The organism is Geobacillus sp. C56-T3 (assembly GCF_000092445.1).
Classification (GTDB): domain Bacteria; phylum Bacillota; class Bacilli; order Bacillales; family Anoxybacillaceae; genus Geobacillus; species Geobacillus thermoleovorans.
In genome coordinates this window covers 1,247,414-1,259,484 of record NC_014206.1, presented here as the reverse complement: position 1 = coordinate 1,259,484, position 12,071 = coordinate 1,247,414, and the positions used below count along the sequence as shown (strand labels likewise).

Genomic DNA, 12,071 nt, shown 5'->3' with positions numbered 1-12,071 from the left:
ATCGTTCCCAAATAAAAGGCGTCCTACGGCGGCAAATCCGGCTCCTGTCCAGCCGCTTCGATGACGACGCCGTGAGCGATCGCTGGGATCGACTGTTTTTGCTGCACCATCGTTTGACTCAAGAGCGCCCCGGTAGCGACGACAAACAGGCGTCGAAACGTTCCGCGGGCGAGCTCTTGAAGCAAATACCCGTACGTGACGACCGCCGAGCAGGCGCAGCCGCTGCCGCCGGCGAACACCTTTTGATCTGGCCGGTAAATCATCAGCCCGCAATCGTTGTAAACGTCGGTCACATCGTAGCCTGATTCAGCAAGCAACTCGCGGACGATGACGCTGCCGACGCGCGACAAGTCGCCGGTGACGATCAAATCGTAATCGCCCGGCGAGACGCCTAAGTCACGGAAATGCTGCTCGATCGTATCGGCCGCCGCCGGGGCCATCGCCGCCCCCATGTCGAGTGGGTTTTTCAGCCCGGCGTCAACGACTTTGCCGATCGTCGCCGCCCGGACGCGCCAACGTCCCGGCGCGCGGCCAACAAGCGCGGCGCCGGCGCCCGTGACGGTGAACGTCGCCGTTTTCGGCTTTTGCACCCCAAGCTCAGTCGGGTAGCGAAACTGCCGTTCGGCCGTCGCGTTATGACTGCTTGTCGCCGCAAGCGCCCGATCAGCCAATCCACCAGCGACAAACGCAGCGGCTGCCGCCAACGTTTGCATCGAGGTCGAACAGGCGCCGAACAAGCATAAAAACGGAATCGGCAGCTCGCGGGCGACATAATTCGATGTCGCATTTTGGTTTAACAAATCACCGGCCAAAAATAGATCGACTTCTTCGGCAGAGACGCCCGCCTTTTGCAAGCAGCAGTCCACCGCCTCCCGCATCAGCCTCCGCTCGGCCAGCTCCCACGTCGCTTCGCCGCAATATAAGTCGCGATGGCAAACATCAAAATAACTTCCGAGCGGCCCGTCGGCTTCAAGCGGCCCGACCGCGGCAGCGGCCGCTTGGATGTAAACACCATCGTCAAACACCCATGTCTGCTTTCCGACACGTTTCATGGCCAATCCCTCTTTTCGTCACGGCCAAACAAGGCCAAGCACATAGGCGGCAATCAGACCATAAATGACCGCTGCCCCACCGGCTTTCAACATCTGCCCGGCCACCCCGGCCGTCCATCCTTCGCTGCGATGTTCGATGGCAGCGCTCGCGATCGCATTGGCCAGCCCTGTAATGAGCATCGTCGCCCCCGCACCGGCAAATTGGCTGAAATCATCATATTTCCCGACGGCCGTCAGCACAATCGCCAATCCAGCCATCACCATAGACGCCCACAGATGGGCCTCGAGCGGCGAAGCGGCAAACGTGCCGCCATACCAATCAGCGAGCCATTGCGCCAACGCACAAAACATCCCACCGACAAAAAACGCTTTTACCGCATTGGCGGCGTATGGGGGAGAAGGCTGAAACGCCTTCACCTCGCGGACATAATCGGACTTTAATCCCACGTTTCCTTCCCCCTTTGTCAGCGAAAGTGATCGACAAAATAAAGCCAATGAAACAACGAACCGGCCACTTTGCCAAAGGCGATGGCCATAAGTAAAATGACGATTTTATCATCGACGCCGATCCGCTTCGCTAAAATCGGCCAAACGTTCAACACCTCTGTTAAAGCGGCAGCGAGCATTCCGATAAACACACCATGAAACAATCCGATCGGCGCTAGCCAATATTTGGATAAATGCCAAACCGAATGGCGCAAACTCATCCAACCGCCAACGATGGCGCCGGCTACAGCCCCCCATTCATAGGCGTGAATGCATTTTGGCGTTTTCGTCAGCTGCGTCAGGCGCGGGATGACGCCAAGCACGACCAAAAAAGCGACAAATCCGGTTCCGACCGCCAACCCTCCGGCGAAGCCGACGAACACTACCAGCAAAATCTCAAGCGTCGTCAAGAGGCCTCAAGCTTTCTTTGTTTTCATGCAAAATGACGTACTGATCGATCGATTGCTGGTAGTTGAACATTTCGACTTCAAGAGGGCTGGGCTCCTCGTTGATTCGTTTGCGGAACCAATGGTTGAAAAATAAAATCATCCCGATGCCGAGCCCAAGCGAATACGGAATTTGCAAAAGCAGCGGTTTATCGACCGCTTGGCCGGTCATCATCTCGTACAGATGGCGATGCACTCGTTGCATGCTGACGTCCTCGTGAAAGTTCATGATCGCCATCGCCGAACCGACGAACAAAAGAAGCCAAACGAGAACGAAGGAAGCGGTCGAAACCTTCCGTTTTTCATAGACGACTTCAATGATCGTCTGTGATGGACCGATCATCTGCACATCAAGCGAGGAATCCACGTCAAACACAGCCCTGATCATTTGCATCATATCGATGATGACGATATTTTTATCGCTGGGCTGGATGCGATAGAGCGGAATCGTCTTCAACCGCCGAATGAGCCCGCCATCCGGCGCAGCGATTTGGGCCGCCTGCCCGAGCGTCACCACCGCCCCCGGCTTGACTTGCACGCGATGGCGCGGCTTGATAAATACGGTGTTGGCCATTTGCTTCACACCTTTGTCCCCATTTTGTTTTTCTTTAGTTTGCTTGGCAAAAACACTGATCATGCGGCCTGTCGGCGTTCACCATCGATTTCATAAAAATAGAAAAGAATGGGCAAAGAAAAAAACGCCCATTCTTTTTTAGACTTTTGTTGCTTGCTCCGGAAAAAGCGTTCCAAGATGCGCTTACACACCAAAAGACGGATGCGATTCATGGTTCACCGCCGATGAATTGACATCCGTCCATTTTGGGCACACCTTGTGCGGACAAAATGGACTATCCGTCCATTTTGTTGCCCACTCCGTGCGGACAAAATGGACTATCCGTCCATTTTGTTGCCCACTCCGTGCGGACAAAATGGACTATCCGTCCATTTTGTTGCTCACTCCGTGCGGACAAAATGGACTATCCGTCCATTTTGTCCTTTATGTGCTGCAATATTTTCTTTTCCAGCCGGGATACTTGCACTTGAGAGATGCCGAGCCTCGATGCCACTTCGGACTGGGTTTGGTCTTTGTAATAGCGCAAATAGACGATCAGCCTCTCACGCTCGTCGAGTTCTTCGATCGCTTTTTTTAAGGCGATTTTGTCAAACCATGACGCCTCGTCGGCGTCAGCAATTTGATCAAGCAACGTAATCGGATCGCCGTCGTTTTCGTACACCGTTTCGTGAATCGATGTCGGCGAGCGGACCGCCTCTTGAGCCAGAACGACGTCTTCTGGCGAAATGCCTAAATGGTCGGCGATTTCCGTAACCGTCGGCGCCCGCCCGCGCGTTTTCGACAGCTCATCTTTCGCCTTGCGGATTTTGTTGCCCATCTCTTTCAGCGAACGGCTCACTTTGACGGTGCCGTCGTCGCGAAGAAACCGCTGAATCTCCCCAATGATCATCGGCACGGCGTACGTCGAAAACTTGACGTCATACGACAGGTCAAACTTGTCGACCGACTTTAACAAGCCGATGCAGCCGATTTGAAACAAGTCGTCCGCTTCATAGCCGCGGTTTAAAAAACGTTGAACGACCGACCAGACGAGGCGCATGTTTTTTTCAATAATTTCATCACGCGCTTCTTGATCGCCTTCTTGGCTGCGGCGGATCAGCTCTTTCATCTCCTGATCTTTGATTGGCGACTGATCTTGCTTGACATCGACATCCATAGGCATGTCTCCCTCAGTTACATAACGCTTTGCTTTTCGCAATATGCTTTTTCAAATACACAGTCGTCCCTTTGTTCACTTCCGACTCGACGATGACTTCGTCCATGAAGTTTTCCATAATGGTAAAGCCCATCCCTGACCGCTCGAGCTCGGGCTTTGTCGTAAACAACGGCTGGCGCGCTTCTTCGATGTCAGGAATGCCGACTCCTTCGTCTCTCACCGTCAAATGGACGACACCGTCTTCAATGATGACCGAAATGGAGACGATGCCGTTCGGATCGTTGTTGTAGCCGTGAATGATCGCGTTTGTCACCGCCTCAGAGACAACCGTTTTAATTTCCGTCAGTTCGTCCATCGTCGGATCAAGCTGGGCGACGAACGCCGCCACGGTCACACGGGCGAACGATTCATTTTCGCTGCGGGCAGAAAATTGGAGGTGCATTTCGTTGCGCATTTACGCCACCCCCAATGCTTGCAAGGCGAATTGCTCATCCGCCTCAACGCGGATGATTTTAAACAGACCCGACATGTCAAACAGCCGTTTGACGGCCGGCGATACGGCGCATACAACCATCTGCCCGCCGACGTTTTTGATTTGTTTATAGCGTCCGAGAATGACGCCGAGGCCAGAGCTGTCCATGAACGTCAATTGTCCTAAATTGAGCACGATGTGGCGGATCGCTCGGTTTTCGAGCACATCCGTCACTTGTTCACGCAATTCTTCGGCTGTATGATGGTCAAGCTCCCCAGACAGGCGAACGATGAGCACGTCTTGCTTCACTTCCAAGTCGATCGCGAGACTCACAGCGTGTTCCCCCTTGTCCATTTCAGGATATGGAGACATTTCGCTGCTGTCCGCCCGAAATCCTGCCGCCCGACAAAACTAGTGGTCGTTCGCCAAAGAGAGCGAAAAGACCGCAAAACTTGACATTATCCCGCTTGCACGAAGCGGCCAAACACCCGCTTAAACAAGTCCCAAAAGCTCGCTTCTTCGACCGTTTGCTTGGCGACGATCGGGCTGTGCAAAATTTCTTTTCCATCCTGTTTTAAAATGAGGACGCCAAGCTCACCGCCTTTGCGAACGGGTGCTTTCACATTGTCTTTCACTTTGATCACTTTTTCGATCTGCTCGACCGACTGCCCTTTTTTCGTCAGCACCGACACCGGCTCCGACGTCACCGCTTCGACGGATGACCGTTTGCCTTTGCTGATGTTGACGCGGGCGACAGTTTCATTCCGTTTGTACACCGGGTGAGTTCGATATTGGGAAAACGCGTAATCGAGCATCTTCGTAATTTGCGCATTGCGCGATTTCGGCGTCGGCGCTCCAAACACAACAGCGATGACGCGCATGCCGTTCTTTTTCGCCGTGGCGGTCAAACAATATTTCGCTTCGGCTGTATATCCGGTTTTCAGGCCGTCAACGCCCGGATAAAATTTGACAAGCCGGTTCGTATTGACGAGCCAAAACTTTTTGTCCGTATTTTCGCGCAAATAGTCTTCGTATTTGCTCGTATATTTGGTAATATCTTCATATTTCAACAGTTCGCGCGCCATCATGGCCATATCATAAGCGCTGCTGTAGTGATGTTCCGCCGGCAGGCCGGTCGCATTGGCGAAATGGGTGTTTTTTAAGCCGAGCTGTTTCGCTTTTTCATTCATCATCTCGACAAATGCTTCTTCCGACCCGGCGATCTGCTCAGCCATAGCGACCGACGCGTCGTTGGCCGAACCGATGGCAATGCCGCGCAGCAGCTCATCGACGGTCATTTCCTCGCCCGGCTCGAGGAAAATTTGCGATCCACCCATTGACGCGGCGTATTCGCTCGCCCGCACTTTTTCATCGTAGGACAGCTTTCCTTCATCGATGGCTTCCATGACTAGCAGCATCGTCATAATTTTCGTCATGCTCGCCGGCGGCAATGGTTCATGGGCATTTTTTTCATACAATACTTTGCCGGTGTCGCGTTCAATCAAAATGGCTGATTTCGCCTCATCGGCCAGCTTCACTTTCGCCTCCTTCATCTCTTTCGCCTCGGCATGGGCAGAAAGAGGAAGAAAAAGAAGAAACGGCAATAAAAGAAGACGAGTGACTTTCGTTTTCATCTCCCAAACCTCCATTCTTTATACATGCCATTTTTTCCAGGCGAGATATTTTTATACAAAAAACAGCTCATTTTCCAAAAAACAAAAAAAACGCCCGAAACACGCGTTTCAGGCGTCTTCTACTTGAACAACTGCTTTTTTCCTTGCGGATCGCCAGCGTCCCTCTCTATACGATGGTCTCATAAATGAGCGGCGGCCGAGCAACCGGCTGCGGCGACAGACGAATAGCCGCCTCGATCTTTTCTTTCACGTCAAGCACATCTGGCCGGTTGCTGTGAATCGTGGCGAGCGCTTCCCCTTTCTGCACGCGATCGCCGATTTTTTTATGGAGCACAATGCCGACCGCCAAATCGATCATGTCTTCTTTTTTCGCCCGGCCGGCGCCGAGCCACATGGCGGCCGTGCCGATGTCATCGGCGGCCATCTCGGCGACATAGCCGTCGGCAGCCGCCGTGACGGTCGACGTATAGGCCGCCTTTGGCAATTTATCCAGATCGTCGACGACCGTTGCATCTCCACCTTGAGCGGCCAAAAACGTTTTGAACGCCGCGATGGCGGCCCCGCTGCGAATCGCCTCTTCAAGCAAACGGCGCGCCTCATCAAGCGATGGCGCCTTCTCCGCCAAATAGACCATATGGCTGCCGAGCGTCAAACAAAGTTCGGTTAAATCGTGCGGCCCGTTTCCTTTTAACGTTTCGATGGCCTCTTTCACTTCCAAGGCGTTGCCGACGGCATAGCCGAGCGGCTGGCTCATGTCAGAAATGACCGCCATCGTCCGGCGGCCGACGCGCTTGCCAATGTCGACCATCGCTCGAGCGAGCCGGCGCGCCTCGTCAAGTTTCTTCATAAACGCTCCGGCGCCCGTTTTCACATCCAAGACGATGGCATCAGCCCCAGCGGCGATTTTTTTGCTCATGATCGACGAGGCGATGAGCGGAATGCTGTTGACGGTCGCCGTCACATCGCGAAGCGCATATAGCTTTTTGTCAGCCGGTGTCAAATCGCCTGTTTGGCCGATAATGGCGATTCCGTTTTCATTCACGAGTCGAATGAACTCGTCTTTGCTGATCTCGACATGAAACCCGGGCACGGACTCGAGTTTGTCGATCGTGCCGCCCGTATGGCCGAGGCCGCGCCCAGACATTTTCGCCACCGGCACGCCGACAGAGGCGACAAGCGGCCCTAAAACAAGCGTCGTCGTATCGCCGACCCCGCCGGTCGAATGTTTATCGACTTTCACGCCGCGAATACTCGACAAATCGAGCATTTCGCCGGAGTGCACCATCGCCATCGTCAGCGCGGCCGTTTCTTCCTCGGTCATGCCGCGGAAATAAATCGCCATCGCGAGCGCGCTCATTTGGTAATCGGGAATGTCCCCGTTTGTATACCCTCGGACGATCCACTCAATTTCTTCCTTCGTCAGCGCCTTTCCGTCGCGCTTTTTCGCAATCAAATCGACCATTCGCATCGCGATCACCTTTTTCGTTTTGATTTCGCCATTTCGGCGACAATCGCTTTCACAAACCTCAAAAAGTCCGTCTTCACCCGCTCGGCCGTTTCAACCACTTCGTCGTGGTGAAGCGGAGCATCCGACATCCCTGCAGCCATATTCGAAATGCACGAAATGCCGAGCACCTCAATGCCGCCGTGGCGAGCGACGATCACTTCCGGGACGGTCGACATGCCGACCGCATCGCCGCCGAGCGTACGAATCATGCGGATTTCCGCCGGCGTTTCGTACGACGGCCCCGTATTGGCGACATATACTCCTTCATGCACGCGAACGCCAAGTCTCGCCGCCGTTTCCTTGGCGAGCTCGCGCAGCCGCCGGCTGTACGCTTCCGTCATGTCCGGAAAGCGCGGACCAAGCTCCGGATCGTTCGGACCAATGAGCGGATTTGTGCCCAGCAAGTTGATATGGTCGGAAATGATCATGAAATCGCCGGGCTGAAACCGTTCGTTGATGCCGCCCGCAGCGTTTGTCACGATCAATTCGCGGACGCCAAGCGCCTTCATCACCCGGACGGGAAACGTCACTTCCTGAAGCGAATACCCTTCATAATAATGAAACCGCCCTTGCATGGCGACAACGGTCGCCCCCTCAAGCCGCCCATATACGAGCCGTCCAGCGTGTCCTTCAACGGTCGACACTGGAAATCCGGGAATATCTTCATACGGAATGCGAACCGCCTCTTCGATTTCATCAGCGAGCACGCCGAGCCCCGAGCCGAGAATGAGACCGATTTCAGGCGGAGTTGGCATCAATGGGCGCAAATGACCGGCGGTTTTTTCAATCGCTTGTCGATCCATTCTTTTCCCCCTCATCGTTCTTTATGAAGTTAGGCCAAATCAGCCAAAAAGCTTGTTCCGTACGGCGGCCGGCTGACTTGGAAGTTATCCGCAATCGTTGCGCCGACATCGGCAAACGTCTCGCGGACTGGGAGCGGCTTGCCGCCGCGAAATCGCGGGCTGTACACAAGAAGCGGCACATATTCGCGCGTATGGTCGGTTCCGTGGTGAATCGGGTCGTTGCCGTGGTCAGCGGTGATGATAAGCAAGTCGTCCGCTGTCAAGCGCGGCAACACATCGGCAAGCCGGGCGTCAAACTCTTCGAGCGCATCGCCGTAACCTTTTGGGTCGCGGCGATGGCCGTATTTAGCGTCAAAATCGACGAGATTGACGAAACTCAACCCGGTAAAGTCCATGCCGAGCGTGTCGACGAGCTTATCCATTCCGTCCATATTGGATGTCGTTCGCAACGACTGGGTAACTCCTTCATTGTCGTAAATATCGGCGATCTTCCCGATGGCAATCACTTCATAACCGGCGTCTTTCAATTCATTCATCACCGTTTTGCCAAACGGCTTAAGCGCATAGTCGTGCCGGTTGGCGGTTCGCTCAAAATGGCCGGGTGTGCCGATGAACGGTCGGGCAATGACGCGCCCGACCATATACGGCTCGTCGCGCGTCAATTCACGAGCGATTTCGCAAATGCGGTACAATTCATCAAGCGGCACAACTTGTTCATGGGCGGCGATTTGCAAGACGGAGTCGGCTGATGTATAGACGATGATCGCCCCTGTTTTCATATGCTCTTCGCCAAGCTCTTCGATGATCGCTGTTCCGCTCGCCGGTTTGTTGCCGATCACGTTCCGGCCGGTGCGCCGCTCGAGCTCAGCGATCAATTCATCTGGGAACCCGTTCGGAAAGACGCGGAACGGCTTGTCGATGCGAAGGCCCATCAGCTCCCAATGGCCTGTCATCGTATCTTTTCCAGCCGATGCTTCCTTCATTTTTGTATAGTACGCGAGCGGTCGATCGACTTTCGGCACCCCTTTGATCTCACGAATATGGCTTAGGCCGAGCTTCGCCATGTTCGGCATATAGAGGCCGCCGCGATACTCAGCGATATGGCCGAGCGTATCCGCTCCTTTGTCGTTGTATTTCTCGGCATCCGGCGCTTCGCCGATGCCGACTGAATCCATCACAATCAAAAAGACGCGCCGGTATGTCGCTTTCACATTCATTCCCCCTGCCTGCAATGAAAAATGGAGTCTCTTTCTATCGTTCCCGTATTTTCGCGAAAACACGCCTATGGCCAATTGGTCAGAAGTCTGACAACTAAAACGACAGGCAAGCGCCTAGCATACGGCAGCTGCTAGGCGCGCGGGTGGTACTGTTTGTACACGTCTTTTAGGCGCGTTTTCGTAACATGCGTATACATTTGCGTCGTCGAAATGTCGGCATGCCCAAGCAACTCTTGCACAGCGCGCAAATCGGCTCCGTTCTCAAGCAGATGCGTCGCAAACGAATGCCGAAGCGTATGCGGCGTCAATTCTTTTTCGATGCCGGCTTCTTTCGCGAGCCGCTTTAAAATTTTCCAAAACCCTTGCCGTGTCAACCGCTGGCCATAATGGTTCAAAAACAGCGCCTCCGTTGCCCGCCGTCGCGGATTGACAAGCTGCGGGCGCCCTCGCTCCAAATAGTGGGCAAGCGCTTCAATCGCCATGCGCCCGATCGGCACGATCCGCTCTTTCCGCCCTTTTCCATAGCAGCGGACAAACCCCATCGTCAAATGCACGTCAGCCAAATTCAGCTGCACGAGTTCGCTGACGCGCATGCCGGTCGCATACAACAGCTCCAGCATCGCCTTGTCGCGCAGCCCAAACGGTGTGCTCACTTGCGGCGCTGCAAGCAGCGCCTCGACTTCCTCGACCGACAGCACTTTCGGCAGCGTCCGTTCAAACTGCGGCGTTTCGATATGGACGGTCGGGTCTTGCGCCGCGATTTTCTCCCTTAGCAAAAACTGATGAAACGAACGGATCGACGCCAAATGGCGGGCGATCGTCCGCGCCGATTGCCCTTGTTCGCTTAAAAACTTTAAAAAATGGAGAATATGGAGGCGCTCCACTTCGCCCCACGCCTGAAGCTGCTCGACTTGGCGCAAATAGCGGACGTATTTTTTCAAATCGCGTTCATACGAAACGATCGTATTGTGCGCCAAATTCCGCTCCACCGTCAAATAATGCAGAAAATCTTTCAACTCGTATTCCAACGCTCTCTACTCCCCATCGCGATAAAAAAATAACAGCCGGTCGAGCCAACTTGGCGGCGCACTCTCCGCCGCCGATACTTTGACCGCCGATCCCTTCGGCTCATCGTATCGGTGGTAATACTCGTACTCGCGGTTAAACCATACAAGACTATAATAAAATAAAATGGTGCATCCCGTAAATAAAAGAAACACTTTCACCATTTGCCAAACGGTTTTCATGGCATCCTCCCTATCAGCTGCTTGTCAGCTTGCTAGTATGAGGATATGCCATTTGTTTCGTTGTTTATACGCAAAAAACCTTTCCCGTTGGAAAAGGTTTTTATTTTTCTTCATGCTTTTGCTGGCAACGGTGACAAATGCCGTGGAACGTCAAACGATGGTCTTTAATTTTAAATTTCCACTTCTCCTCAACAATCGCTTCGACATCCTCAAGCAAATCTTCTTGAATTTCCGCCACCGATCCGCATTCCAAGCAGATGAGGTGGTGATGGAAATGGGCCGCTCCTTCCTTGCGGAGGTCATAGCGCGACACCCCGTCCCCGAAATTGATTTTATCGACAATTTTCAGCTCGGTTAACAGCTCGAGCGTCCGGTAAACGGTTGCCAACCCGATTTCTGGGGATTTTTCTTTCACGAGGAGGTAGACGTCTTCCGCGCTTAAATGGTCTTCTTCATGTTCAAGCAGGACTCTTACCGTTGCTTCCCGCTGCGGCGTTAACTTGTAACCCGCCGAATGCAGCTGCTTCTTGATTCGTTCCACACGATCTTCCATCTTTTCATTCCTCCCTCGCCATTCACCCATCATTATAACAAATGCACGAGGGAAGTATCAAAGTAAAATCACTATTATGAAGAAATGATAATGGTTATTATATAATATTCATTATGATTAAACTCATTGTCCATTGAACCGCCTGTTTCATCAATGCCGGCGAAAGATATGCCTCGACCGCTGAGGAAAGAAGCAGCCCAAGGGCGACAGCCGCCATCGCCGCTGCGTAGCGCATCACCATCGGAAACATCGATCCATGCGGCCGCTTCATAAACTGGTTGCGCACCATGTGCAAGGAAAACGAAATCGAAATGACGCCCATGACGATCATGAGTGGAATGGCCACCAAATTTTGCGGCATGATGGACACAAACGACAAAAGAAACCCGCGCCAACCCATTTGGTTGACTAAAAAGCCAACCGTAAAGCCGACGACGACGCCTTTGAAAAACAGCAAAACAAGAATGATCGGCAAGCCAATGACAGAAATGCCAAGCACCCACATCAGCGCGGTATATTTGACGTTGTGCATATAGCTTTGCCGGAACATATCATGGGCGCTTGCGATATTGTCTTTTGACACTTGTCCAAAAAATTGCGTCAAGTAATAGTACAAGTCTTGCTTTTGACTGAAACCGAGGCTGTTGACGACAATGGCGCCGAAAATGACGCCCATGAGAAACAGGACGATGACAAACACATACAGCGAAGCATGTTCACGCCAATGGACAGCGATAGCCGATTTCAGCGGATGGGTTCTCATTGTGCTTCGTCCTCCTACTTTGTCTCTTAGTAGATTGTATGTCCATCCGCTTTCGGTATGACTGTTTTTCTAAAAGGCTGGTGATGTAATGAAAAAGCAGCTCAACACCGACGTGTGACCAACTCCACGGGCGGCACGCCGCCTCGGTCCATTGGCGCATG

General features: G+C 53.3%; 15 protein-coding genes. All 15 read right to left on the bottom strand.

From position 1 onward, the window contains the following. Positions 1–23 precede the first annotated feature (23 nt). Positions 24–1,052: a stage V sporulation protein AD gene (spoVAD, locus tag GC56T3_RS06390; RefSeq protein WP_011231786.1), complete on the bottom strand. Its 1,029-nt coding sequence runs from the start codon at positions 1,050–1,052 to the stop codon at positions 24–26. An 18-nt stretch (positions 1,053–1,070) separates the two neighbouring features. After that, positions 1,071–1,499, bottom strand: coding sequence for a SpoVA/SpoVAEb family sporulation membrane protein (locus GC56T3_RS06385; protein ID WP_013144836.1), 429 nt, complete (start codon positions 1,497–1,499; stop codon positions 1,071–1,073). Between the two features lie 17 nt (positions 1,500–1,516). Then, positions 1,517–1,948, bottom strand: a complete 432-nt coding sequence (locus GC56T3_RS06380) for a stage V sporulation protein AB (RefSeq protein WP_013144835.1) — start codon at positions 1,946–1,948, stop codon at positions 1,517–1,519. Further along, complete coding sequence (locus GC56T3_RS06375; RefSeq protein WP_041468727.1) at positions 1,935–2,558, bottom strand: stage V sporulation protein AA; 624 nt, start codon at positions 2,556–2,558, stop codon at positions 1,935–1,937. Before GC56T3_RS06375 ends, GC56T3_RS06380 begins: the two co-directional genes overlap by 14 nt. A gap of 403 nt (positions 2,559–2,961) precedes the next feature. Further along, complete coding sequence (gene sigF / locus GC56T3_RS06370; protein ID WP_011231790.1) at positions 2,962–3,714, bottom strand: RNA polymerase sporulation sigma factor SigF; 753 nt, start codon at positions 3,712–3,714, stop codon at positions 2,962–2,964. 13 nt (positions 3,715–3,727) lie between these two features. Continuing rightward, the gene (spoIIAB, locus tag GC56T3_RS06365; RefSeq protein ID WP_011231791.1) at positions 3,728–4,168 is read right to left on the bottom strand and encodes an anti-sigma F factor; all 441 of its coding nucleotides are present in this window, start codon (positions 4,166–4,168) and stop codon (positions 3,728–3,730) included. Beyond that, positions 4,169–4,519 (bottom strand): anti-sigma F factor antagonist, encoded by a 351-nt coding sequence (gene spoIIAA, locus GC56T3_RS06360; protein ID WP_011231792.1) that lies wholly within the window; start codon positions 4,517–4,519, stop codon positions 4,169–4,171. It abuts the gene before it with no gap. Positions 4,520–4,644: 125 nt separating this feature from the next. Further along, on the bottom strand, positions 4,645–5,820 hold the full coding sequence (locus tag GC56T3_RS06355) for a D-alanyl-D-alanine carboxypeptidase family protein (RefSeq protein ID WP_013144833.1): 1,176 nt from the start codon (positions 5,818–5,820) through the stop codon (positions 4,645–4,647). Positions 5,821–5,986: 166 nt separating this feature from the next. Further along, positions 5,987–7,288: a pyrimidine-nucleoside phosphorylase gene (locus tag GC56T3_RS06350; RefSeq protein ID WP_013144832.1), complete on the bottom strand. Its 1,302-nt coding sequence runs from the start codon at positions 7,286–7,288 to the stop codon at positions 5,987–5,989. Positions 7,289–7,293: 5 nt separating this feature from the next. Beyond that, positions 7,294–8,130, bottom strand: a complete 837-nt coding sequence (locus GC56T3_RS06345; RefSeq protein ID WP_011231795.1) for a purine-nucleoside phosphorylase — start codon at positions 8,128–8,130, stop codon at positions 7,294–7,296. A gap of 29 nt (positions 8,131–8,159) precedes the next feature. Further along, positions 8,160–9,347, bottom strand: a complete 1,188-nt coding sequence (deoB, locus tag GC56T3_RS06340) for a phosphopentomutase (RefSeq protein ID WP_041468302.1) — start codon at positions 9,345–9,347, stop codon at positions 8,160–8,162. A 131-nt stretch (positions 9,348–9,478) separates the two neighbouring features. After that, complete coding sequence (xerD, locus tag GC56T3_RS06335; RefSeq protein ID WP_012820676.1) at positions 9,479–10,375, bottom strand: site-specific tyrosine recombinase XerD; 897 nt, start codon at positions 10,373–10,375, stop codon at positions 9,479–9,481. A gap of 6 nt (positions 10,376–10,381) precedes the next feature. Next, a complete protein-coding gene (locus GC56T3_RS06330; protein WP_011231798.1) occupies positions 10,382–10,594 on the bottom strand; it encodes a YqzK family protein in 213 nt (70 codons plus the stop codon). Positions 10,595–10,694: 100 nt separating this feature from the next. Further along, complete coding sequence (locus GC56T3_RS06325) at positions 10,695–11,147, bottom strand: Fur family transcriptional regulator (RefSeq protein WP_011231799.1); 453 nt, start codon at positions 11,145–11,147, stop codon at positions 10,695–10,697. Between the two features lie 97 nt (positions 11,148–11,244). Continuing rightward, complete coding sequence (gene spoIIM, locus GC56T3_RS06320) at positions 11,245–11,910, bottom strand: stage II sporulation protein M (protein ID WP_013144830.1); 666 nt, start codon at positions 11,908–11,910, stop codon at positions 11,245–11,247. Positions 11,911–12,071: the final 161 nt, after the last annotated feature.

Bases quoted from the DNA above. Each gene is read 5' to 3' on its own strand.
- spoVAD (WP_011231786.1), bottom strand. From the start codon at position 1,052: ATGAAACGTGTCGGAAAGCAGACATGGGTGTTTGACGATGGTGTTTAC.
- GC56T3_RS06375 (WP_041468727.1), bottom strand. From the start codon at position 2,558: ATGGCCAACACCGTATTTATCAAGCCGCGCCATCGCGTGCAAGTCAAG.
- sigF (WP_011231790.1), bottom strand. From the start codon at position 3,714: ATGGATGTCGATGTCAAGCAAGATCAGTCGCCAATCAAAGATCAGGAG.
- spoIIAB (WP_011231791.1), bottom strand. From the start codon at position 4,168: ATGCGCAACGAAATGCACCTCCAATTTTCTGCCCGCAGCGAAAATGAA.
- GC56T3_RS06355 (WP_013144833.1), bottom strand. From the start codon at position 5,820: ATGAAAACGAAAGTCACTCGTCTTCTTTTATTGCCGTTTCTTCTTTTT.
- GC56T3_RS06350 (WP_013144832.1), bottom strand. From the start codon at position 7,288: ATGCGAATGGTCGATTTGATTGCGAAAAAGCGCGACGGAAAGGCGCTG.
- GC56T3_RS06345 (WP_011231795.1), bottom strand. From the start codon at position 8,130: ATGGATCGACAAGCGATTGAAAAAACCGCCGGTCATTTGCGCCCATTG.
- deoB (WP_041468302.1), bottom strand. From the start codon at position 9,347: ATGAATGTGAAAGCGACATACCGGCGCGTCTTTTTGATTGTGATGGAT.
- GC56T3_RS06330 (WP_011231798.1), bottom strand. From the start codon at position 10,594: ATGAAAACCGTTTGGCAAATGGTGAAAGTGTTTCTTTTATTTACGGGA.
- GC56T3_RS06325 (WP_011231799.1), bottom strand. From the start codon at position 11,147: ATGGAAGATCGTGTGGAACGAATCAAGAAGCAGCTGCATTCGGCGGGT.
- spoIIM (WP_013144830.1), bottom strand. From the start codon at position 11,910: ATGAGAACCCATCCGCTGAAATCGGCTATCGCTGTCCATTGGCGTGAA.